We start from the raw sequence: 21,908 nt of genomic DNA on the forward strand, positions 1-21,908 counted from the left end.
GTCACAGCCCCTCCCCCGTCGAGCCGTCCGCTTCCGTCGTCGATCCCTTGTCGGGGAGCTGCGCGGCTCGGTCCTTGGCGGCGAGCAGCTCGGAGCGCCAGCGGGCACGTTCGCTGATCGACCGCAGCAACCGGTGAGCCATGGCCGGTACGTCGGGGTCATCGGGTCGGGCGAGTTCCCAGGCGTGCCGGACCGGTTCGACGGTGGCGCCCTGGTCGTCGACCCCATCCAGGCCGACCGTGACACCGAGCAGCGACCGCACCCAGGCCCGGACATCGTGCTTGTGATCGCTCAGCGTCTTGCCGGACCAGTCCCGCGAGATGAGGATGCGCCGGCCGCCGATGCCGAGGGTGTCCCGCTGGTGGACCTTGCCCCTACAGCGGCCCGGCTTGAGCTTCGGGTTCGCCTTCTTGGGTTGGACGCCGTAGAGCAGCCAGTTGGCGCATCGGTCGGTGCAGGGCGTGACGCGCAGTTCCCGCCAGAGCCGGTCGAGGTGTTTGCGTTGCCGGTCGGTGGTGGCCTTGTGCACGTCGCCCGTGTGTTTGGTGATGTACTTCGTGACGTACCGGATGGTCCGCTCCGCGTCGGTGGTGCCGGGCATGACGCCGCGCGCATCGACCTGGGTACCGAAGCGCACGACGTGCACCGGTTCCGCGTGCGGGTCGTCGTCGATGGCGTCAAGCGCTTCACCCCAGGTGGTCAACGGGCACCGGGTGTCCGGGTCAACCCACGCCGAAGCGTCCTCGTCCCACACTGGAGGCCGGTCGGCGGTGTACTGCTGGACGTCGACCACCGGCCACCACACCTGGTGATAGGTGGCCGCCGCGACGGTGCGGAGGGTGTCGCGGGGGATGGTGCCCCGGATGGCGAAGTGCGCGTGTGGAGCAAGACGACGTTGCGGCTCGACGCAGCCGGCGTACTGGACGTTCCAGCCCTCACACCGCCGCAGGTTCTGCCAGAACCGATCGAGCAGTCGGGGGAAGTGCACGGCGTCCCAGGCGGCGCGGCGGTAGTCGTACCGGTCGGGGTTGACGGGGGTGCCGTCGGGCCGGACCGGGCCGTAGGAGTCGAGGGTGAGGGTCAGCCACATCGACGGCCGGTAGGTGGTGCCGTCCGCAGCGGTGTACGTCCTGCCGACCGTGCGCCGCTCGACCTTTCGGCGCGGCAGCTCGGGCGCATCCTGCCGCCGCCGGGTCGACCGCTTCCGACGCAGGCCGGTGTCGTCGTCGCCCTGGTCGTCGTCGCCGGTCTGGTGCGGCGGGGCGACCCGGCCCCGAAGCCCTTCGGCCGCAATCGCCTCTTCCACCTCGCGGATAGCGTCGTCGAGGTCTTCGACCTGGTCCCACTGGCACGCCCGCGATGCCTCGTCACGGGAGAACTCCAGATGCCCCCGCAGCAGGATCAGCGCCTTCTGTTCCTCGGTCGCCGGTTCCGGCGGCGGCAGAGGCTCGTCGTCGCGGTGCCAGCCCTCCCTGATCTGGGCCTGCCGCAGTCGGCGGTTCTTCTTCGCGCACGGGGCGCACTTGTCTTCCCGGGTGGCCCCGCAAGGCAGGTCGATGACCTCGGTCAGGCCGGTGTCGAGATCGGTGCGGCGCATGGCGAGGGGGCGCACGCAGACGCCGTACTCGGCGGCGACTTCCTTGAGGACGTCGACCGAGCGGGGTAGCGCCATGCGGGCCGCCCGCGACCCCGGCCGAGGAGGCGCAGCCGGGGTCGGGGCGACGGGTTCGAGACCGGGCAGGGTCGGAGCGGTCATCGGCTCGCCCCCGCCGTGAGCGGAATGCGGTGGTTCCGGGTGCGGGTGCGCCGGTACTGTCCGGGCTCACCAGGAACCCGAGTGGCGAGGTCGACATGAGCGGCGATGACGGTACGACGGTGCTGTGGCGTCCGACCGGGCCGGAAGAGTTGGATCTCGTCCGCGAGTCCGGATGGCGGGCGTGGCCGCCGCGTCTGCCGGATCAGCCGATCTTCTACCCGGTCCTGAACGAGGACTACGCGGTGATGATCGCCCGGGACTGGAACGTGCCCGCGTCCGGCGTCGGTTACGTCACCCGCTTCCGGGTGGAGTCGGAGTTTCTGCGCCGGTACCCGGTCCAGCAGGCCGGCGGGAAGACCATCCTGGAGCTGTGGGTTCCGGCCGAGGAACTGGACGAGTTCAACGCGCACATCGTCGGGTTGATCGAGGTCGTGCACGAGTTTCGGTAGCCGCCGGCCGGCGGTGAAGGTGGCGGTCATCGGATGATCCCGACGACGTGCGGCCGGTTCGACGGGACGACACGTGGAGGCAGCACGGCCGCCGGGGCAGAGATGGCCGCCGGAGCAGGGACAGCCGGCGGCACGGGGTCAGCCGGGCGCTCGGGTTCAGTGGTGGCCTGCTCGGGCACTTCGTACCAGTCGCCCGGGGGTTGGTCCGGTTCGAGAGCAGGCGGGGTAACCGGCGCGTTGGACAGGACGACCTTGACCAGGGCGAGGAACGCCAGCGATGGCACGGCTGCCACGGTCCAACCCCACACCGACGGTTCGGCTTCCGCGACCTGGGCGGCGAGGGACAGCAGCGCGAACGCGACCAGGAGCGAGCCGACCAGGCCGACGGGCCGACCCGTGCGACGTCGGGCGCGGAGTTCCAGGCCGAGGTAGATCGCCATCAGCTCGACCGCAACGGCGTTGGCCCAGCCGATCCAGTCCGGTTGGCCGTGGGTGACGGACAGGTCGTGGACGTGGGTGAAGGCGGCTGCGCCGGCCATGGTGCCGATGGCGAGCAGGATCACCAGGCGTACGGCGGTTTCGGTGCGTGCGGTCATCGCCACTCCTGCATCGGCTTCTCGCGGATGGTGAGGTCGATGCGGATGCGCCGGTCGGCCATGTCGGGGCGGCGGTTGACCATGTGCGCAAGGCCGTGCAGGGCGGCGGCGGTCTGGTCGGCCGGGCCGACGAGCCGGATACGCAGCGGACGCCGGAGCCGGTTGATGACGCGGGCAAGGGTGGTCATGACGGTTACCTCCGGGCCGGTCGGATGTCAGTGCGGATGTAGTCGGGAGGGGTGCCGAGCGTGGCGACCGCTTCGGAGAGGCAGCGCCATAACGCCCACGCCTCATCAGAGGTCAGGGACATCCGCCGCCGGCCCGCCCCGACCGCCAGGTAGACGGGGTACGGGTCGGGTCGGTCGGGGTCGACGCGCACGGACACGGCGGTGACCGGTTCGGGGGTCCGCAGCCGGTAGAAGCGCCGGCCGTCGGTCGGGCCGGTCATCGGGGTTCACCCTGGTCGGCGTCGAGGATGGTGCGCAGCGCGTCGGGCAGCAGTGGCCCGCGTCGGGGCCGGGGCAGCGCCGGCCGGGCCGGTTCCGGGGTGGACTCGCGGCCGACCTGGGCGAGGATGTCCGCCGCGTCGGCCGGAGCCGGGTACCGGTGGGCCAAGTCGCGGATGTCGTCGTCGCTGACGTAGGAGAACCGGACCCGCATCGGTTCCGGGGTGCCGTCCAGGATCACGTACCCCACGCCCTTGGCCCATCGGGGCATCTGGTCTGCGAGGGCGCCCCGGTTGCGGGCACCGTCACCCAACACGAGGTCAACCTGAGCCGCCTCGGTCAGCCCGAGAGCGATGCGGGTCGGGAACAGGTCCCGGAACGGCAACACTTCCTTACGCGGGTCCTGCAACGCGGCCACCACCAGCACGCCGACCCCGGCACCCTGCGACAGCAGCAACCCCAGCGAGGACGCGATGCGCTTGCGGAGGTCGACGTCTTGCAGGTACGCGGTCAGTGCGGCCATTTCGTCGATGACGACCACGACCAGGGGGTCGACCTCGGTCGGCGTGTGCAGCCGCACGGTTCCGGCGAGGCGGGTCTGACGTTCCCGCATCACGGTCACGGCCTCGTCGAGGAGATCGGCCATGGCCTCGAACGACTTGCAGGCGAACCGGGCGAACAGCGGCCGGCCCATGGCGAACTCCATCCCGCCCTTGGGGTCGATCACCCACAGCCGCACCAGGCCCGACGTGATGCCACCGGCCAGCGAGCGGACCAGCGACCACAGGACCGAGCCTTTGCCGGAGCGGGTGGCCCCACCGATCAGCACATGGGTGGCGAGCAGGTGCAGCGACCAGGTCCCCAGGTCCTCCCGCCGCGCCAACGGCAACGCCGTGAAGTCGGGAACGGCCGGGGTGTCGAACGGCGGCACCACCGGCCGCAGCGCGTCGGTACGGACGAGCACCAGATAGACCAGCGTGGGCCGGTCCCGGAACCTCAGCCGATCCACCCAGCCCAGCGGCAGCGCCCAGTAGCCGGTACGGGTCGGCGGGGTGTCGGGCCGCTCGGAGTAGACCCGGGCGTGCCGCCGGCCGAAGGTGTACGCGAGGTTCGCGGTGACCTGTTGGAAGTCGGCCGGGGTCTGCCCCCGGACCATGCGCACGGTCAGCACGTCCAGGGCCTGATCGGAGCGCACGCGTAGTAACTCGGGCAGGACTGGCCGGTGGTCGTACGTTGCGGCCAGGCCGCACAGGGTCATGGCCTCCTGCCAGGCCCGCCGGTAGACGATGACCTGACGGAACCGGCCGAGCAGCGGCCCGGCGCACCACCGCCACCAGGACGCCTCATCACGCCACCGCCACACCGCCGACACCGCCGACACCAGCACCAGCGGCACCACCAGGCCCGGCCAACCGTGCTCGACGTAGAGGACGACGGCGGCCACGGCCAGGCCCACGGTGAGCGGGTGACGCAGGCACCACCAGCAGAACCGGGCGGCCCAGCGCAGCACCAGGCCGAGCACGACCAGCCACATCGGCAGGACGAACCGCTTCGGCCGGACCACCAGCAGATCCCCGGCGGTCACCATCACCACCCCGCCACGAGGCCGGCGCATCATCGCCCACCACCGCGCAGCGACACGAACCGGCCCGACGCATCCCGGACCGGAGGAAACGGAAGAACGAGCTGACCCACACAGCCGCCACACCGACCATCGGCACCGGTGGCCGGGTCGAGCCGGGACTGACACACCTCGCACCGAGGCGAAGCCGGGGCAGCCGAACGCCTACGCTTGGACACGTCACTACCTCTCTCGACAGAGCAGGGGAAAGAGACACCAAGGGGGCGGGGCTGCCGTCCGCCAAGACCAGACAGCCCCGCCCCCAACCACCAGCGGCTACGCCGCCGCCTTCTTCGCCACACCCGCCGGAGCACGCATCCCGGTCGCCCGCAGCGAGTACGCCATCCGGTTGTTGTTGGTCACGTACGGCGTGACCGTCATGCCCTCGAACTCCACCGCCTCGAACGGCGCACCCGACGGCGGCACCGGCTGGTAGTCGGCGGAGATCTTGACCGTCGTCTCCCGGGACCGCTTGCCAAGCTCCGGGTCCAGGTCCATCACCCGCACCTGCCACACCCGCTGACCGGTCAACTTGTCCTTCGCCGGGCTACGCCGCCCGGTCTTCTCGTCGTAGTCCTCGACCTCACCCAGGGACTCGGGGACCAGGGCGCATCCCGCCGGGAACACGTCCTCACAACGCACGGCGAACCTCGTACCGCCACGCAGAGCCATCGCTCAACCTCCAGGTTGTTGGCATGTCTGCCAAGTTGAGACTCCAAGGTAGACCCCACTTGGCAGACAAGTCAACAACCTTGGATAGAGCACCGCACCCCCCTGCCTTCGGGCAGGCCAGCAGCGCGTACCTCAGGGGCGAAGCCTGGAATACAAAGTGGCCACCCCTCAGGGGTGGCCACTGCTCTTTCCGCCGAAAGATCCGCACGCGAGGAACCTTCGGCAAATTATCGACGCGGCAAGGGCGTGATGTCGAAGCCCTTTACAAGGCCAAGGGTATGGATCAGAGAATATGGCCACTAGCTAGTGTCCTGCGCCTGAAATTCGCCTTATAACTAGGTGTAGCGTGGTGGGATGCCGAGGACCGGACGCCCCACTGCACCGTTGACGCTGTCGGACGAGGAACGGGCGACGTTGCTGCGATGGGCCCGACGGGCGAAGTCGTCGCAGGTCCTGGCGATGCGGGCGAAGATCGTCCTGGCCTGCGCCGACGGGCTGTCCAACGTTGAGGTGGCGGCGAAACTGGCGGTGCATCTGTCCACCGTGGGCAAGTGGCGGCGCCGTTTCCTGGCCGAACGCCTGAACGGCATGATCGACGAACAACGGCCGGGCCGGCCCCCATCGATCACTCTTGACCAGGTGGAACAGGTCGTGGTCGACACCTTGGAGCAGACCCCGCGTGACGCCACCCACTGGTCACGAGCGTCGATGGCAGAGAAGTCCGGACTATCGAAATCGACGATCGGCCGGATCTGGCGCGACTTCGGCCTCAAGCCACACCGGGCGGATACCTTCAAGTTGTCGACCGACCCGCAGTTCATCGAGAAGGTCGTCGACGTCGTCGGCCTCTACCACCACCCGCCCGAACGGGCGGTCGTGCTGTGCGTCGACGAGAAATCCCAGATCCAGGCACTCGACCGGTCCCAGCCAGTCCTGCCGATGATGCCGGGCATGCCCGAACGACGCACGCACGACTACCACCGCAACGGCATCACCAGCCTGTTCGCCGCCTTCAACATCGCTGACGGCACCGTGATCAGCGAGCTGCACCGCCAGCACCGGGCCACCGAGTTCACACAGTTCCTGATCGCCATCGACAAGCAGGTACCCGCCGGCCTGGACGTGCACTTGGTCTGCGACAACTACGGCACGCACAAGACCCCGGCGATCCGGGCCTGGCTCGCCCGGCATCCCCGCTTCCACATGCACTTCACACCGACCGGATCGTCCTGGATCAACCAGGTCGAACGCTGGTTCGGATTCCTCACCGACCAGAAGATCCGCCGCGGCGCCCACAAGAGCGTCCAGGCCCTTGAAGCCGACATCCGAGACTGGATCGCCGACTGGAACACCCACCCACGCCCGTTCATCTGGACCAAGACCGCCGAGGAGATCCTCGAATCACTCGCCCGATTTTGTAGCCGAATTTCAGGCGCAGGACACTAGTCGGCTAGCTATCATCCCGCTTCTTGCGAAGATACTCTGCCACCACCTTGGTAATAATGGCCGAGGCGGCAAGAGCGACACCAATTGCAGGGAAGGCAGCCACTCCGGCCGCTACAGCTATAGAAGCGACTGCACTGCCAACAGTTGCAGCCGCGCCTGCGGCCGCAGCCACCTTTTCGGATTGAGAGTGACCTTCAAAATTGTCGGACTCATTCCTATTGTCGGTCATAAACCGCCACCCCTGCCCAAACGGCGCTCAAGAGAACGAGCACTCCAAAGGCATTGGCCACTAGGACCCACCCGAGCCCCCACCAACCCCAAGGCTTAATCTCAGCATTAGGCCCGTAGGCGAATATCCTCAGGAAAAAGGGGAGGCCGCTGCAGCCGAAGAATATTGCAACGAAACATAGGAAGAGTTGCAGCTGAGGAATCTGCTTGCCCTGACTCGCCGACACGACTATAGATCCAGAGAGTGCAAGCGCTGCCGCAATCACCCAATCGGACCAGAAGAGGGCATCGTCTCGACTCAAGCCGTGATTTTTTCCCGCATAATTGGTTCGACTGAGACCCTTCATTACAAGTTGGAGCGCTGCGGTGCCCAGTGCCATAACAATAGTGGTAACAACTTCTCGCAGCCGAATCACCTCCTTCTTAACAACTTCACGGCACGCTTCGACAGCCTGCATCCATCTTTGGATTCCAGGCCAAGATCGGTAGCCGGCCGCTTGCTGAGCCTTGCATCGATAGTGGGCGAGTCGCAACCTAAGGGCAACCAGACAACGCAATTGTCAGAAATTTGACAAAATCTCGCGTTGCATCTTGTGGTCACGGATTGATCGCAGGAGCGAACAGGTGAGGTCTCTGCTGTCTGGTATGGCCAGAGCTAGTCGACCTGAATTTCGGTGCGGGAGCGCAACGTGTCGGCGAATAGATGGACGTGCAGGTCATGGAGTAGTCCAATGACAGTCATTTCGTGCGACTCAGGGCATCACGCGGGCCGCGAGAGTTGGACCAGCGCTGGCGGCGGGGTGAAGGAGAAACAGAGGTATACGTATGGGATGCTGGGACACAAAGCTAGGCTTTTGCACCGCAGCCACCGAAGCCGTTGGGGATCATCGAGGTCAGGGCGTTGGCTCTGGCTTCGATGATCTTCATGCGTGCTTGGTATTCGGCGGGTTCGCGGTGTGCGGCTTGGCTGGTGACCTGGCCGGGCCATTTGCGGTAGAGCAGGCCGTATTCGCGGGTGAAGTAGCCGGCGGTGACGGCGTTGGCGGCCAGGAGCAGGCCGGTGTCTTCGGAGGCGGGGAGGGCCATCCAGCCGCCGAGGGCGAAGACGAGATCCCGCCGCAGGCACAGGGTCGCCGGGTGTACGGACGCCCGGTAGTCGTTGGCCTGCCAGAAGGCCAGGACCGCGCCCCGGTCGATGACGCCCCCGGCCGGGTCTTTGTCCCATCCGGCGGTCGACCCGTCGGGAAGCAGGTCGAGTACCCGCGAGGTGGTCCATCCGATCTGCGGATGCGCGCCGAACGCGGCGATATCCCGCCCCAGCGCACCCGGGGTCAACTGGTCGTCAGCATCAAGAACCTTGATGAGATCCCCGTCAACCCGAGACAACGCAAGGGTCCGAGCAACACCAGGCCCGCCAGGTCGGCCGGTGCCGAGGCTGATCCGGGGGTCGTCGGGCAGTACGTCGGCCAGGGCTCCGGTCTGTCCGTCTTCCTGGACGAGCCATTGCCAATCCCACCCCGGCGGCATCTCCTGCTTGGCCAGCGACTCGTACGCGCCAGCCAGGTACTCGATGCTGGGCGCGTGGACCGGGGTGATGACCGAGACGAGCTGCGTCAAGTTTGCCACCGCTGGAGTTTGTGGGAGTAGACAAGCTCGGTCCGGTCCCCCGGCATCACCACGTCAGCCACCTCGACCACCCGGCCGGTGGTGTCGACCGAGGTTTTCCGCACGGTGAGCACGGAGACGCCCGGGTCGATGTCCAACAGCTCAGCCTCATCCGGCGACGGCGGACGCGCCCGGATCTCGTCGTCGATGCGGTCCAGCTCGACGCCGAGGGTGTACAGCTGGTGTTGCGTGCCGCCGGGCCAGGGTTCCTTGCCGGCGTCGAGCAGGTCCGGGTTCGCGGCGACCAGGTCATACGGGAGGTAGGAGTACGACACGGTCAGCGGCGCGTTCTCGTGCCGCGACGACGTCCAGTAGACCCGGCGCAGCAGCGGCGCACCCGGCTCGACCTGGAGGGCAACCGCCATCTCATCATCGGCGTCTACGCGGGTGTACTCGGCGTGGAACTTGAGGTCATCGACGGTCAGGCCGGTGTCGTGCTCGGTCGCGCCGGTCTTCAACCGTTCGTCCTCGTCAAGCAGGACCCGGTCCTTCTCCCACTGGTACCGCTCGGTATTGCGGCGGCGTACCCGCTGGCGGGGTGCCCGCACGTAGGTGCCGCGCCCCTGCTCCGCCCGGACCAGTCCCCATTCCCGGAGCTGCCGGATGGCGTTGCGGACGCTCGTGCGGGACAGCCCGGACGACTCGGCCAGCTCGGTTTCGCTCGGCATCAGCGTCCCGGGGGCAAGCTCCCCGCTCATGATCTTCGCCCGCAACTCTTCGGCGAGTTGCAGGTAGCGAGGGCGCCAGTCCCGGCCATGCACACCGGTCACCGTACCCCCTAGACGTTCCAACGTCTGCCAGGTGGTCCCCCCAGCCGGCCGCTCCGGCACCGCCGGCACCACCACCGCCCCTGCTCGCGGGGGCTGCCCACGACGCCCACCAGGCGCACGGGCGGCAGCGGCCCGCCGGCCGTTGGTGTTCACCGCGTCTCTCCCGTCCGCCCGCGCCGCCTGTTCGCTGCTTGCATGGCTTGGCGGGCGTGGGTCAGTTCCTCGATGAGTCGGTCGACGTGGGTGAGCGTCAGGAGCACGGTTTGCGTGGTGCCGTAGTGGGTCGCGTCGAGCTTGATCGCCGGGTCGCGGCGGGTGAACCGGTCGATGAGCAGTTGCAGACTCACCCACCCGGTCCCCTCCCGCCCGATCGTGGCCAGGTACCCCCGGTGCATTGGATCGTTCGGCCCACAACCCCGGCACCACGGCGGACACACCACCGGCCGAGGCGACGCCGGCCCCCGCCGGTTCATCATCGGAAAGCCGTCACTCATCGCCGGCCCCCTGCCCGCCGGCCTGCGCCAGCAACCCCCGCAACTGCTCCACCAGCTCGGCCGCTTCCGGCAGCGACAACTCCGCCCACGCGTTCCCCGCCCGACACGACGCGTGCACGCACACCAGCGGACCACCGGGAGCCTCCGCACTGATCAGGTACGTGACGACGAGCCCACTCGCCCGCTTCTCACCAACCCGGAGCATGTGGCCGCGATGACGACGGGCCATGTGCGCCATCACCGGCGGCACCAGGTAACCGCACCGCTCCGGCGTACACCAGTCCGGGTGACTCGTGACCGGGGTCGGCTTGCTCGGGCGGGTCATCGTGTCCACCGTCCGCCGTGGCCCCGGTGCGCCTGCGCCACCGTCATCAACGGCGCGTACCGCAGCACGGGCAGCTCCCGCGTCACGCCGGCCGACCACCACGGCGCAGGGCCGGTCGATCCGCCGGACGACGCCGACGGCGTGTTGCCACTGGGGGTCGAGATCGGCGTACGTCTGCGAGACCGCCAGGACGACAACCAACCGCGTCGACGATGAGAGCCAGACATCGCACCTCCACAGGTAGACGAGGAACCGGCGGCCGACCACGAGCTTGGTCGTGGCCGACCGCCGGCCCGGATGAAGGCACGGCGCACCGTCCGACGCCGGACGGGTCGGGTATCGCCGAGCCAACTTGTCTACGCGGCTACCGCAACCGGTCCCACAGGGACGCCGCGCATAGGTGCGGCCAGGGCCGACACCGCGACCACCCCTGACACGAGCCGTGACCCCGGCCGCACACCAGGAAACGTATCTACAAGTGGACGAGTTGTCTAGACGTCGAAACACGTCGCTTGCTTGGCACTTGGTACAACAAGTGCCAGGTACGGTGAGCAGGTGCCCACCCCGCACTACGGACAACCCCGCTACCGCGTGATCGCCGACGAACTCAGACACCGCATCGAGGCCGGCATCATTACGCCAGGTGCACTTATACCGACCGAAGCAGCGTTAACCGCTGAATTTCGGGCAGCGCGTGGCACGGTTCGACAAGCCATAGCTGTGCTGCGTGAGGAGGGCCTAGTGATCACCGAACACGGCCGAGGAACATCAGCCGCACCCCTTCCGGAAAAAAATGATCTAGCGAGGGGCGAAGAGTCAGAAGGACGGCAGCGTGAAGTTGCAGCTGATCCAGAGCTAGCTGCAATCTTTGACGTTGCTGGCGGAACCTGTTTAATTGAGGAACAAAGCGTTCGGTGGCGTGACGGAGTAGTCGAAAGTGTGCTCAGACGCTACTACTTAAGGCCATAGGAATACCCTCAGCTCGTATGGCCGATCGCTCTAGAACGCGCCGCGCTGAGCCACTTCGATGTAGCGCCACCACGCCAACTGGCGCATACCCATTTTTGCACAATTAGCGCAGACTCAATGAGCGAAGGAATCCACCTCAAATCCGGTTCTTTCGAGCTTCCGCACCTAGCGAGGCCTAGGAATTCGGGCAGTCCGATTCTTATGCAATCCTTCGATAAAGCGTTCGAAATCTTTACCCCACTCTGAGTCCCTTACCGACTTGCTGGCGATCGCTCTCAGTACGCCAGCCAAATGCTCCGGGTCTGTCGCAGCCTTTTGGCAGGAGCCGAACTGATGCCGCAGCCCTACGCCAGCGGCCGCAAGGAAGTCTCGTCCGCGATAGTACGGAAAGGAACGACGAGGGCAGGAAGGCTCAGGCCGAATAGGAGTGGTGCCGTCGGCAACCGAGATAAGCGTCCCAAGCGGCGGCGAATCCTGGGTGGCCTGACGCAGGGCAGCGCAGTATCCACTCAAGTTGAATGACAGACTTCTCAGCGACACCTTGCTGGAAAGATCTACCTGATCAAAGGCTAAACCCCAGCCATTTCTACAATTCGCGGCACGCAACCTTGCAACAGATACTACAATCTCTTGCACAATTCTTACCAAAGCCCGCGGGCCACCAGCATCTTTAATCTTTTTCTCACTACCAATTTCAAGCACCATTAGGTGAAATGCATCTGTTTGGGAGATCATCGCTTCCAAGTCAGCGTTTTCATAAGCGAATACTGGCAAGCCTTCAGCTTCCCTTTCAGTTACAACGCTGTCAAAATCGCGATCCACCACACAGGCAGCGCCCTCGATTCCCCAAGCCACCAGCTGGGCTGTCGCATCTAGAGCCGTACTCCGGGTTCCGCAGGGAAAGACAACATACTTGTCATCAAATCCCGCTCGAAGGAAGCGCGCATCGGTAGGCCCTTCTACTACAACTACTGGGCGCGTATCAGCCTGCCGGTGCTGCCTGATCCGATCAGCAACCCTATCATAATCTCTTATCGATACAGACATCTCTACCTACGCGATCCGAGCTCTTGAACTAAGTCCCAACGGCCGTTTATTATTCCGCTTGAGTGGGTCGCTAAGATGATCTGCAGATCGGCAATGTTAGCGACGTCAGTAATGTCATCCAGGAAAGCGTGCTTCCATGCAGCGTGGAGAGAGATTTCCGGCTCGTCTATCAGAACCACTGACCCCGGCTGCGCAGAGAAAAGCAGCATGGTAAAAAGGGCAAGAATATGCTGTTCGCCCGACGAGAGCAACGTTACTGGAATAACGGACTCATCACCTGTTGCAACAAATATTAGCGCACCCGTCTTATCTAGCCTCAGCCTCTTCCCGATGAACTTATCGTTTACGATCCGCTGCAAAACCTTCAACTTATCGTTGACTGGTAGTAGCGGTTCCAGCTTACTTTGCCAGTCGTCGATAAAAATTGAAAGGACTCGGGTTTCAGTCTCGTCGACAGCGCTTGACGGGAACTGCACATCAACCAACGTCTGCGAGAGGCCACTTCTATACAATTCCGCGCTTCGCTCAGCAATGTCTTCATATCGCCTTTTGAGATCTTCCCCTCGAATCACCTTCTTTGACCGGGTAAGAACTCTCTTGGCGAAGGTTTGATCTGACTCTTGTGTGACAGCTAGTGATGCTCGCCTGGCATCTGCCACTTGCACCTTGACTTGCTCAATATATTCGTCAATTCGAGACTGAAAGGCGGGAGCCCCTTCGGACCCGCCCTTCGCTTGAGGCGTGTCGAGCCTCTTGGTATCAATGAAAATCGGGTTACGATTTTCGATTAAATCATTTATCCAGGAATGCTCTGCGAGAGCGTCATCGCCGAACAATGCCGACTGCTCATTCATTACGCCACGCCGCTGCCTGAGGCGCACATGCTGAATATAATCGTCGAGGTACGCAGCGGACACAACACGCCCCGTTCGTCGATCTAAAAACTTCCCCTCCCCGTCAGGCATAAAGCGGTCCAGCGCTAACTCGTGAGCCGGGTCGATCACGAATTCGGCCCTACCCAATTTGCGACCGCGCGGGCCGATGCCTTCAAATACCAAACGAACACCGTTGCGGCGCTCAACCGATTGACGGAGTACAGATAATGAGCGGCCATCCGCAAACCTTAACTGGGCAGACTCATAAGGGATTCTTAACAAAGTGCTGATATTCAAACTTAGAATGGCGTGAATCAGCCTCAGGACATGAGTTTTACCAACGCCATTTAAGCCAGAGATGATCGTTACGCGCCCGTCTTTCGAGAAAGAAATTTTGTGCGCGAGCGCACTGTCAAATAGTCCATCAACCGAAAATTGCCGGATCTGCCGCATAGCATCGCATCCCTTAGGTTTTCCGGGTGACTATACACAAGGGAAGCCGGTTGAGACAGCGCTCGCTCTGTCGCAGATCCGTCAAATCTGCCAGTTGACTGCCCCTTATTTGCACATAGAGAGGCACGTGCGAAACCGTCTATCAGAGTGGACACCATGCTTGACAAGGTGCGGGAGTCTTACTATGCGATCACTGCAGCGTCCATCGTCGTGGTGTCCATCGTCATGGGTGCTGCCGAAATGCCCTCTTCTGAATCAAGGCACCGCGCTTCGCGCGGTGCGGGGCGGCAAGCCCGGCCGGCGGCAAGCCGCCCCGGACGCCTACGGCACCGGGGCGGTGAGCCACCGACAGCCGCCGGGACACCGCCCCAGGAGGCTCGGTATCGGATTGCCAAGGTGACCAGGAAGCCTGAACCATCCACCGGGTGGACATCGTCGCCCAGTGGGTCCGCGTCTCCTGGACCAAGCAGTCACGCGGAGGCCACCACGCCGCCCGCCGCAACGCCCTGCCCACGGCGTTCACGCTGCCGCAGCACCATGCGCCCCTCACCCACGAAGTCACGATGCACGAGCACGACGGCTTCCAACCAGTCATTTCCCTGCACAACAACGCACCATCCTGCGATGCCGTCCAACTCCGCCACACCCAGGACCAGGTCCGCGTCGAGCTGATCCCGACGGCTTGGGGCATGCCCCGCCGACACCGCCGCCCGCCAGCCGTACGCCTCCCCCGAGGCCAATGGCTGCGCTGGCAGATCAACTACCGCTTCACCCACCACTGCACCGGAGATTGGCTCTACCGCCTCGACACGCTGAACATCGCCCACGGCCCCGTGCCCGCCGGTGTCTTCCTGACCGAACCACACCAGAGCATCGATGAACGGGCCTACCTGCGCTGACCGCACCCGACGCACGGCGGTACGGAAGCCGGCGGGGTCGGCCTGGTCGCGTGGTCGGGGCTTCCGGCTGCCGCGCCAGTCCAACCCCGGGACTGGCTTGCCACCGGGTACCGGGTCACGCCAGCAGCTCGACCGCCAGGACGTACCCGGCCCCATCCCGCACGCCGTCCGCCGTCAACGAGGACCAGGCCGCCACCGAGCCCCAGCAGGCACCGCAGACGGTCCAACTGACCCGGGAGTCAAGGAATGCTGGGCCGTCTCTGGGCCGTCTGGGCCGTCACCGGGCCGTCAAATGCCACCTAACAATGACCAAGAACGACCATCGACGCCCGAACATAGAACCAGCTCAGAGCCATGATCGAGGCTCTGAGCTGGTGGGCGACGGACGAGTCGACCTGTACGCCGGATTCTGTGCGCGGCGCGTACCCCTTGCGGGGCCCGCACCGGCGGCGGCCATCCATCTCGGCCTACCGTCGCCGGCAGGCTCCTGCGGCCTACCCGCAGACATCGGGCGGGCAGCCCTCAAGCGTCTGCGCCGGGTCGTCAGCTTGCGGTGACGGCCCTTGCTTGGCCTTGCTCCGGGTGGGGTTTACCTAGCCACCCCGGTCACCCGGGGTGCTGGTGGGCTCTTACCCCACCGTTTCACCCTTACCGTCCCCGAGTGGGGTCGGCGGTCTGTTTTCTGTGGCACTGTCCCGCGGGTCGCCCCGGGTTGCCGTTAACAACCACCCTGCCCTGTGGAGTCCGGACGTTCCTCGGCGGCGGGCCGCAGCCCGCCGACGCGACCGCCCGGTCGACTCGTCCGTCGCGTCCCCATCCTAACGGCGCGGCGTCCCGCGCCCATCTCACCCCGGGCCGGGCCGTAACAAACCCGAAAATGGTACGCGGTCGACGCGGTGGAGGGGCTCTGATCAGGGCGTACTAGCCTCTGGGCACCATGGACCTCTCCGATGCCGTACTGCTGATCATCGCCGGTCTCGCCGCGGGCACGGTGAACGCGGCGGCCGGCGGTGGTTCCCTGATCACCTTTCCGGCGATGATCGCGGTGGGCATTCCGCCCGTGGCGGCGAACGTCAGCAACTCGGTGTCGGTCTTTCCCGGTTATGCGGCGAGTGTGGCGGGCAGCCGGATGGATCTGCCGCACCGGCGGACGCTGTGGCCGTTGCTGCCGACGGCGGTGCTCGGCACGGGGGTCGGCTGTCTGCTCCTACTGGCCACCCCGGCGCGGGCGTTCGACCTGGTGGTGCCGTTCCTGGTGCTCGGGGCCACGGCGGTGTTGGCGTTCCAGGGGCCGCTGCGCCGGCTGGTCGGTCATCCGGCCGAGTTGGGCCCGCGCCGCCGTACCCTCACGGTGCAGGCGATGGTCGCGGTCGGCACGGTGTACGGCGGCTATTTCGGCGCGGCGCTCGGGGTGATGTTGGTGGCCGGCCTGGCCCTGGTGCTCGATGCGACGCTGGCCCGGGTGTCGGCGGTGAAGAACCTGCTGTCGGCCGTGGTGGGGTTGACCACGCTTGTGGTGTTCGCCCTGTTCGGGCCGGTCAACTGGGCGGCGGTCGCGGTGGTCGCGCCGGCCACGATGCTCGGCGGGTACGTGGGGGCGCGGGTGACCCGCCGGTTGCCGCCGGTGGTGCTCCGGACGCTGATCGTCTGCTTCGGTACGGCGATCGGTCTCTACCTGCTCTGGCGGGCGCTGGGCTGAGCAGCCCCGGGGCCGTTCAGTAGGCCTCCCCGACGGGTTCGTGCTCGGCCTGCCGGGCGGCCCGGTTCCAGTGGGACCAGCGCAGCCGTTCGCCGTAGCCGGCGGCCATCAGGTGGGCGAAGGTCAGGTAGACGAGCAGGCCGACGGCGAGCACCCCGGCGCCGACCCAGAACGGCAGCGTCAGGCTGTGCTCGGCGAGCTTGCCGGCCAGGATCGGCGCGGGTGCGGCGGCACCCCAGCGGACCAGGTTGAACGCGCCGGTGGCGACCCGGCGGTCGGCGGAGCCGAGGCCGAGGGCCAGGTCGGTGAGGTTGGCGTTGGCCAGGCCCATGCACAGGCCGGCGACGACGAGCACCACGAGCGACTCGGCGGTGCCGGCCGAGGTGGCGAAGAGGACCATGCAGGCCAGCAGGCCCACGAGGGCCACCCCGACGGTCTGCACCGCGCCGATCCGGTGGGCGAGCCGGTGGCCGATGAGCAGGATGCCGGCGGCCAGGCCGAGGCCCCAGCCGGTGAAGGCGAGGCCGAGGGGAATGACGTCGAGGCCGAGGAAGAGCGGCGTGTAGCCGAGCACCACGAAGAAGACGAAGTTGTAGGCGGCGGTGACCACGCAGAGGATGAGGAACGCCGGCCGGCGGTAGGTGGCGAAGATCTGCCCCAGTCGTACGGGCGGCTGCCGGTTGGTCGGCTCACGGAGCTTGCGGGCGGCGACCAGCAGGGCGAACACCATGAACATGCCGCAGACGAAGAACGGCAGTCGCCAGCTGATCTCGCCGAGTAGGCCGCCGATCAGCGGGCCGACGGCGAAGCCGAGGCCGAGTGCGGTCTCGAAGAGGCCGACCACCCATTCCCGGTCGTTGGCGAGGTTGACCAGGACCACCATGGCGGTGGCGAAGAACATCGCGTTGCCCAGCCCCCAGACGCCGCGCAGCACCGACAGTTGCACGATGTCGTTGCTGAACGAGGCGGCGATGGCGGCCAGCCCGACCACCGAGACGCCGGTGACGAGCACCGGTTTGAAGCCGAAGCGTCCGCTGGCCAGGGTCGCCGGGATCATCCCGACCGCCATCACCGCGATGTACGCCGTGAAGAGCAGCTCGACCTGCCAGGCGGTGACCCCGATCGCGGTGCCGATGGCGGGCAGGATGGGGTCCACCACGGCGATACCGGCGATGGCGAGGAAGGCCACCAGCGTGGTGGCGTAGATGGCACTGCGGTGGGGCTCGGTTCGCCGGTCCACTCCGCCTCCTGTCGGGCCGAAGCCACAGATAGCTGTATCATACAGTTAATTCTGTTGTATCATACAGCTATGAGCGACGACCAGGCGAAGCGAACGGAGTCGGACGAGGCCACCCTCGGCCGGATCGAGACCGAGGTCGCCCTGTTGATGCGGCTGGGCGAGGCCACCCGCCGGGCCACCGGCAGCGCCGAGCACCGGGTCCTCGACCGGGCGGCGTACGTGATCCTGCGCCACCTGGACACCACCGGCCCGCAGAACGTCTCGGCGCTGGCCGCCCGGCTAAACCTCGACGGCTCCACGGTCACCCGCCAGGTGTCGGCGCTGCAACGCGACGGCCTGATCGCCCGCGCCCCCGACCCGGTCGACGGCCGGGGCACGGTGATCTCTCCCACCCCCGCCGGCCTGCACCGGATGGCCGCCGTCCGGGCCGCCCGGACCCGGCTCTACGGCGACATCCTGGCCGACTGGACCCCCACCGACCGCGACACCCTGGCCACCCTCCTGACCCGCCTCAACCAGGCCCTGGACACCCGCACCCGCCGCCCCTAACCCCACCCCCACCCCACCCCCGCCCGCTCCCCTCCACCCCCCGCCTCGCCCCCCGCCTGCCCCCGTTGATCAAGAGGTTTGCGTCAACTTGAAGATCGAACTTGACGCAAACCTCTTGATCACCAGCCCCAGCCGGCCGACCCGGGGCACGGTGACCGGGCCGGTCGCGTGATCAAGAGGTTTGCGTCAGTTCTTGGTCGGATGTTGACGTAAAGCTCTTGATCAACAGGGGCAGGCGGGGGGGGCGAGGCGGGGAGGCGGGGGCGAGGCAGGGAGGCGGGGAGGCGGGGTTAGGCGATTGGTTCGCGGGCCGGGTCGGTGGCGCGGGCGGGGTCGGGGGTGACGCGGGGGTCGCCCTCGTCGGCGAAGTAGTCGTCGGGGGTGGTGCCGTCCACTCCCTCGGCCACCTTCGCCGCCCGCAGTGCCAGCGTGACCAGCGCCGCCACCACCAGGTTCACCAGCACGGCCACGATGCCGACATAGATCGTCTTCTTGGTGTCGAAGCCGAAGTCGGACAGCGGGAACGCCGACCCGCCGAAGTGCGCGCGCTTCGACGCCGGGTTGGGGATCTGGTAGAGCATCCACATGCCCAACCCCATGCCGGCCGCCCAGCCGGCGATCAGCGCGCCCCGGTGGAACCAGCGGGTGTAGAGGCCCAGCGCCACCGCCGGCAGCGTCTGCAGGATGATCACACCGCCGATGAGCTGGAGGTCGATGGAGAACTGCGGGTCGAGGAAGACGATGCAGGCCACCGCGCCGACCTTGACCACCAGCGAGGTGATCTTCGAGACGTTCGCCTCCTGGGCCGGGCTGGCGTCCCGCTTCAGGTACTCCTTGTAGATGTTGCGGGTGAACAGGTTCGCCGCCGCGATCGACATGATCGCCGCCGGCACCAGCGCGCCGATGCCGATCGCCGCGTACGCCACCCCCGCGAACCAGTCCGGGAACTGCTGGTCGAACAGCACCGGCACCACCGTGTTGCTGTCGACGGTGCCCTCCTTCGCCCCGGGCAGCGGCTTCACCCCGGCCGCGATGGCCATGAAACCGAGCAGCGCGATCAGGCCGAGCAGCAGGCTGTACGCCGGCAACGCCGACATGTTCCGCTTGATCACGTCCCGGTTCCGGCTGGCCAGCACGCCGGTGATGCTGTGCGGATAGAGGAACAGCGCCAGCGCCGAACCGAACGCCAGGGTGACGTACTGGAGCTGGTTGTTGGCGTTGAGCAGGATGCCGTCGTTCGGATTGGGTGAGGCGGCGAACTTCGCGTCCGCCGCGTCGAAGATCGAACCCCAACCCCCCAGCTTGTACGGCAGGTAGATCACCGCCACCAGGATGACGATGTAGATCAGGGTGTCCTTGACGAACGCGATCAGCGCCGGAGCACGCAGCCCCGACTGGTAGGTGTAGGCGGCCAGGATCGCGAAGGCGATGATGATCGGCAGGTGCCGCGCCACCGCGCTGTCCCCGGTGACCCCCATCGTCTTGAGCACCGCCTCGATGCCCACCAACTGCAACGCGATGTACGGCATGGTCGCGACGATGCCGGTGATCGCGATCAGCAGCGCCAGCACCGGCGAGTCGAACCGGCGGCGGACGAAGTCGGCCGGCGTGACGAAGCCGTGCCGGTGCGACACCGACCAGAGCCGGCAGAGCACCAGGAACACCAGCGGATAGATGACGATCGTGTACGGCACGGCGAAGAACCCGGCCGCGCCCGCCCCGAACATCAGCGCCGGCACCGCCACGAACGTGTACGCCGTGTAGAGGTCACCGCCGACCAGGAACCAGGTGATCCAGCCGCCGAAGCTGCGCCCGCCCAGCCCCCACTCGTCGAGGTGGGCCATGTCCTTCGGCGCCCGCCACCGGGCCGCCACGAAACCCATGCCGCTGACCAGCAGGAACAGCGCCGAGAAGACGATGATCTCGGTCAAGTGATCGCGCCACATCAGAGCACCCCCTCCGTTCGCGACTGCGGGGCTCGCAAACCCGGCTCACTCCTCGCGCTCACCGGTGCCCCCGCTTCTTGGTCATCTGGTAGACCAGCGTGGTGGTGGCCACGCCGAGCAGGATCCAGACCAGTTGCAGCCAGTAGAAGCGCGGAAAGCCGAACAACCGGGGCGAGTCCGCATTGAAGAACATCGGGATCAGCGGTACCACGATCGGGATGAAGAGCAACCAGTTCCAGGGGCTGTGGTCCTTCGCCCTGGACGACGCCGCACGCGGCGTCTCCGGTTCGGCAGCGGTCATCTGACCCACCTCCGGTAGTCGTGCCGGCCAGTAACGGCCGGACGCTACGACCCGGTGAACCCGATCACGTTCAATCGGCGCGCGACGATGCGCTCAACGGCCGCCCGGCTGCGCCGAACGGCGCGACGCACGGGCCGACACATCGACCCACGACGAACGATGCGGCGACTCACGACGAACCGGGAAACGACGAACCGGCCCGGGCCGGCCGACGGACTATCCGTGATCAGCGGGTCGGGAGGTGGGCGGTGTCGTTGACGGAGCGGACGGCGACGCCCCCGTCGGGCCACATGTCGAGCACCGAGATGCCGGCCGCGTCCAGGTAGAGCCGGTGCAGGATGGCGTCGCCGGCCGCGAGGGCGTCGCGCAACGCCAGCTTGATCGGCGAGACGTGCGAGACGACCACCACGGTCTCCCCGGGGTACGCCTCCCGCAGCGCCACCATCGCCCGGTCGACGCGCTGCCCGACCTCGGTGAACGACTCACCGCCCGGCGGGGCCACCCGGGTGGAGGCGAGCCAGGCGTCCAGTTCGCCCGGCCACCGGTCGCGTACCTCGGCGAAGGTGTGGCCGTCCCAGTCGCCGAAGTCGCACTCGACCCAGTCGTCCTGCCGACGGACCGGCAGACCGCCGAGCGCCCCGGCGATCGCCTCGGCGGTGGCCGTACACCGGGACAGCGGGGAGCTGAGCACGGCCGCGACGGACGGGGCCAGCGCGGCCACCCGGGTGGCGGTGGCCCGCGCCTGGGCCTGGCCGGACTCGGACAGCGGCACGTCGGCGCGGCCGGCGTAGCGGTGCTGCACGGTCCACTCGGTCTCTCCGTGCCGGACCAGGATCAGCCGGGTGGCGGTGAAGCTCGGCCTCGGCTCCCAGGACGCCTTGGCGGTCGCCGGGTCGGTCCCGGCGCTGCGGGTGGCGGCACGGGCGGCCACCTCGCGGGCCTGCGCCCGGCCCGGCGAGTCGACGCCCGCCACCGACCGGGACGGCTCGTCACCGGGAGACCGGGACGCCTCGCCGCCGGCCGGTACGGCCACCGCGCGGGACGGTTTGCCGACGGCGGCGTCCATCGCCGCGTTCGCCAGGGCATCGGCGTGCCGGTTGCGTTCCCGGGGGATCCAACTGAACCGGACGGTGTCGAAGCGGTCCACCAGGGCGGCGGCCCGCGCGGCGAGCGGACGCAGCCCGGGGTGCTTGATCTGCCACCGGCCGCACATCTGCTCGACGACCAGCTTGGAGTCCATCCGGGCGTCGACCTCGACCGCGCCCAGCTCGGCGGCGGCCTCCAGCCCGGCGATCAGCCCCCGGTACTCGGCGACGTTGTTGGTGGCCGTCCCGATCGCCTCGGCGCGTTCGGCCAGCACCTCGCCGGAGGTCGGGTCCCGGACCACGGCACCGAAACCGGCCGGCCCGGGGTTGCCCCGCGACCCGCCGTCGGCCTCGATGACGACCGCGCGTACCGCCAC

The 21,908-nt window shown here is 67.0% G+C and carries 23 protein-coding genes and 1 other RNA gene; 6 read left to right on the forward strand and 18 right to left on the reverse strand.

Features of this window, described 5'->3' with window-relative positions; all coding sequences use genetic code 11:
- Position 1: 1 nt before the first annotated feature.
- Positions 2-1,756, reverse strand: a complete 1,755-nt coding sequence (locus tag ACQP2H_RS22760) for a replication initiator (RefSeq protein WP_433228793.1) — start codon at positions 1,754-1,756, stop codon at positions 2-4.
- Between the two features lie 95 nt (positions 1,757-1,851).
- On the opposite strand from ACQP2H_RS22760, the gene ACQP2H_RS22765 reads away from it, so the two are divergent.
- Positions 1,852-2,205: a hypothetical protein gene (locus tag ACQP2H_RS22765; RefSeq protein ID WP_208565248.1), complete on the forward strand. Its 354-nt coding sequence runs from the start codon at positions 1,852-1,854 to the stop codon at positions 2,203-2,205.
- Positions 2,206-2,231: 26 nt separating this feature from the next.
- Here the strand turns inward: ACQP2H_RS22765 and ACQP2H_RS22770 are convergent, their stop codons facing one another.
- The 5 genes from ACQP2H_RS22770 to ACQP2H_RS22790 all read right to left on the reverse strand — a co-directional run bounded on the left by ACQP2H_RS22770 (position 2,232) and on the right by ACQP2H_RS22790 (position 5,540).
- Entirely contained in the window at positions 2,232-2,801 is a 570-nt protein-coding gene (locus ACQP2H_RS22770; RefSeq protein WP_433228795.1) for a DUF2637 domain-containing protein, read from the reverse strand.
- Positions 2,798-2,989: a hypothetical protein gene (locus tag ACQP2H_RS22775; protein ID WP_145921118.1), complete on the reverse strand. Its 192-nt coding sequence runs from the start codon at positions 2,987-2,989 to the stop codon at positions 2,798-2,800. Before ACQP2H_RS22775 ends, ACQP2H_RS22770 begins: the two co-directional genes overlap by 4 nt.
- Before the next feature lie 5 nt (positions 2,990-2,994).
- Positions 2,995-3,249, reverse strand: a complete 255-nt coding sequence (locus ACQP2H_RS22780; RefSeq protein ID WP_433228797.1) for a hypothetical protein — start codon at positions 3,247-3,249, stop codon at positions 2,995-2,997.
- The gene (locus ACQP2H_RS22785; protein ID WP_433233636.1) at positions 3,246-4,835 is read right to left on the reverse strand and encodes an FtsK/SpoIIIE domain-containing protein; all 1,590 of its coding nucleotides are present in this window, start codon (positions 4,833-4,835) and stop codon (positions 3,246-3,248) included. Before ACQP2H_RS22785 ends, ACQP2H_RS22780 begins: the two co-directional genes overlap by 4 nt.
- Positions 4,836-5,144: 309 nt before the next feature.
- Positions 5,145-5,540, reverse strand: a complete 396-nt coding sequence (locus ACQP2H_RS22790) for a transcriptional regulator (RefSeq protein WP_364310722.1) — start codon at positions 5,538-5,540, stop codon at positions 5,145-5,147.
- Positions 5,541-5,894: 354 nt separating this feature from the next.
- Between ACQP2H_RS22790 and ACQP2H_RS22795 the strand changes: the two genes are divergently transcribed.
- Complete coding sequence (locus ACQP2H_RS22795) at positions 5,895-6,986, forward strand: IS630 family transposase (RefSeq protein WP_433228799.1); 1,092 nt, start codon at positions 5,895-5,897, stop codon at positions 6,984-6,986.
- Positions 6,987-6,990: 4 nt separating this feature from the next.
- Here the strand turns inward: ACQP2H_RS22795 and ACQP2H_RS22800 are convergent, their stop codons facing one another.
- The 5 genes from ACQP2H_RS22800 to ACQP2H_RS22820 form a co-directional block, all read right to left on the reverse strand.
- Entirely contained in the window at positions 6,991-7,215 is a 225-nt protein-coding gene (locus ACQP2H_RS22800) for a hypothetical protein (RefSeq protein WP_433228801.1), read from the reverse strand.
- A gap of 845 nt (positions 7,216-8,060) precedes the next feature.
- Entirely contained in the window at positions 8,061-8,840 is a 780-nt protein-coding gene (locus tag ACQP2H_RS22805; RefSeq protein ID WP_433228803.1) for a glycosyltransferase family 2 protein, read from the reverse strand.
- Positions 8,828-9,649 carry a GntR family transcriptional regulator gene (locus ACQP2H_RS22810; RefSeq protein WP_433228805.1) on the reverse strand — a complete coding sequence of 274 codons (822 nt, stop codon included), beginning with the start codon at positions 9,647-9,649 and terminating at the stop codon, positions 8,828-8,830. The genes ACQP2H_RS22805 and ACQP2H_RS22810 overlap by 13 nt, the downstream gene beginning before the upstream one ends.
- Before the next feature lie 149 nt (positions 9,650-9,798).
- Positions 9,799-9,996, reverse strand: a complete 198-nt coding sequence (locus ACQP2H_RS22815; protein WP_433228807.1) for a precorrin-4 C11-methyltransferase — start codon at positions 9,994-9,996, stop codon at positions 9,799-9,801.
- 139 nt (positions 9,997-10,135) lie between these two features.
- Positions 10,136-10,669, reverse strand: coding sequence for a hypothetical protein (locus ACQP2H_RS22820; RefSeq protein WP_433228808.1), 534 nt, complete (start codon positions 10,667-10,669; stop codon positions 10,136-10,138).
- A gap of 390 nt (positions 10,670-11,059) precedes the next feature.
- On the opposite strand from ACQP2H_RS22820, the gene ACQP2H_RS22825 reads away from it, so the two are divergent.
- Entirely contained in the window at positions 11,060-11,437 is a 378-nt protein-coding gene (locus tag ACQP2H_RS22825; protein WP_433233638.1) for a GntR family transcriptional regulator, read from the forward strand.
- Positions 11,438-11,602: 165 nt separating this feature from the next.
- On the opposite strand, the gene ACQP2H_RS22830 is transcribed toward ACQP2H_RS22825, so the two are convergent.
- Positions 11,603-12,484: a hypothetical protein gene (locus tag ACQP2H_RS22830; RefSeq protein ID WP_433228810.1), complete on the reverse strand. Its 882-nt coding sequence runs from the start codon at positions 12,482-12,484 to the stop codon at positions 11,603-11,605.
- Between the two features lie 2 nt (positions 12,485-12,486).
- On the reverse strand, positions 12,487-13,812 hold the full coding sequence (locus ACQP2H_RS22835; RefSeq protein ID WP_433228812.1) for an AAA family ATPase: 1,326 nt from the start codon (positions 13,810-13,812) through the stop codon (positions 12,487-12,489).
- A 425-nt stretch (positions 13,813-14,237) separates the two neighbouring features.
- Between ACQP2H_RS22835 and ACQP2H_RS22840 the strand changes: the two genes are divergently transcribed.
- The gene (locus tag ACQP2H_RS22840) at positions 14,238-14,711 is read left to right on the forward strand and encodes a hypothetical protein (protein WP_433228814.1); all 474 of its coding nucleotides are present in this window, start codon (positions 14,238-14,240) and stop codon (positions 14,709-14,711) included.
- Between the two features lie 382 nt (positions 14,712-15,093).
- Here the strand turns inward: ACQP2H_RS22840 and rnpB are convergent.
- An RNA gene (gene rnpB / locus ACQP2H_RS22845) (RNase P RNA component class A) lies at positions 15,094-15,512 on the reverse strand.
- A 136-nt stretch (positions 15,513-15,648) separates the two neighbouring features.
- Between rnpB and ACQP2H_RS22850 the strand changes: the two genes are divergently transcribed.
- A complete protein-coding gene (locus ACQP2H_RS22850) occupies positions 15,649-16,410 on the forward strand; it encodes a sulfite exporter TauE/SafE family protein (RefSeq protein ID WP_357014313.1) in 762 nt (253 codons plus the stop codon).
- A 16-nt stretch (positions 16,411-16,426) separates the two neighbouring features.
- Here ACQP2H_RS22850 and ACQP2H_RS22855 read toward each other — a convergent pair whose 3' ends face one another.
- Positions 16,427-17,650 carry an MFS transporter gene (locus ACQP2H_RS22855; RefSeq protein ID WP_219464086.1) on the reverse strand — a complete coding sequence of 408 codons (1,224 nt, stop codon included), beginning with the start codon at positions 17,648-17,650 and terminating at the stop codon, positions 16,427-16,429.
- Positions 17,651-17,719: 69 nt separating this feature from the next.
- On the opposite strand from ACQP2H_RS22855, the gene ACQP2H_RS22860 reads away from it, so the two are divergent.
- The gene (locus tag ACQP2H_RS22860) at positions 17,720-18,199 is read left to right on the forward strand and encodes a MarR family winged helix-turn-helix transcriptional regulator (protein ID WP_357535471.1); all 480 of its coding nucleotides are present in this window, start codon (positions 17,720-17,722) and stop codon (positions 18,197-18,199) included.
- Between the two features lie 290 nt (positions 18,200-18,489).
- On the opposite strand, the gene mctP is transcribed toward ACQP2H_RS22860, so the two are convergent.
- The 3 genes from mctP to ACQP2H_RS22875 all read right to left on the reverse strand — a co-directional run bounded on the left by mctP (position 18,490) and on the right by ACQP2H_RS22875 (position 21,908).
- A complete protein-coding gene (gene mctP / locus ACQP2H_RS22865; protein WP_357535473.1) occupies positions 18,490-20,145 on the reverse strand; it encodes a monocarboxylate uptake permease MctP in 1,656 nt (551 codons plus the stop codon).
- Between the two features lie 58 nt (positions 20,146-20,203).
- Positions 20,204-20,446 (reverse strand): DUF3311 domain-containing protein, encoded by a 243-nt coding sequence (locus tag ACQP2H_RS22870; protein ID WP_219464089.1) that lies wholly within the window; start codon positions 20,444-20,446, stop codon positions 20,204-20,206.
- Between the two features lie 226 nt (positions 20,447-20,672).
- A complete protein-coding gene (locus ACQP2H_RS22875; RefSeq protein WP_219464090.1) occupies positions 20,673-21,908 on the reverse strand; it encodes a bifunctional RNase H/acid phosphatase in 1,236 nt (411 codons plus the stop codon).

Origin of the sequence: Micromonospora sp. CA-248260 (assembly GCF_050942205.1) — a bacterium.
GTDB lineage: Bacteria > Actinomycetota > Actinomycetes > Mycobacteriales > Micromonosporaceae > Micromonospora > Micromonospora antibiotica.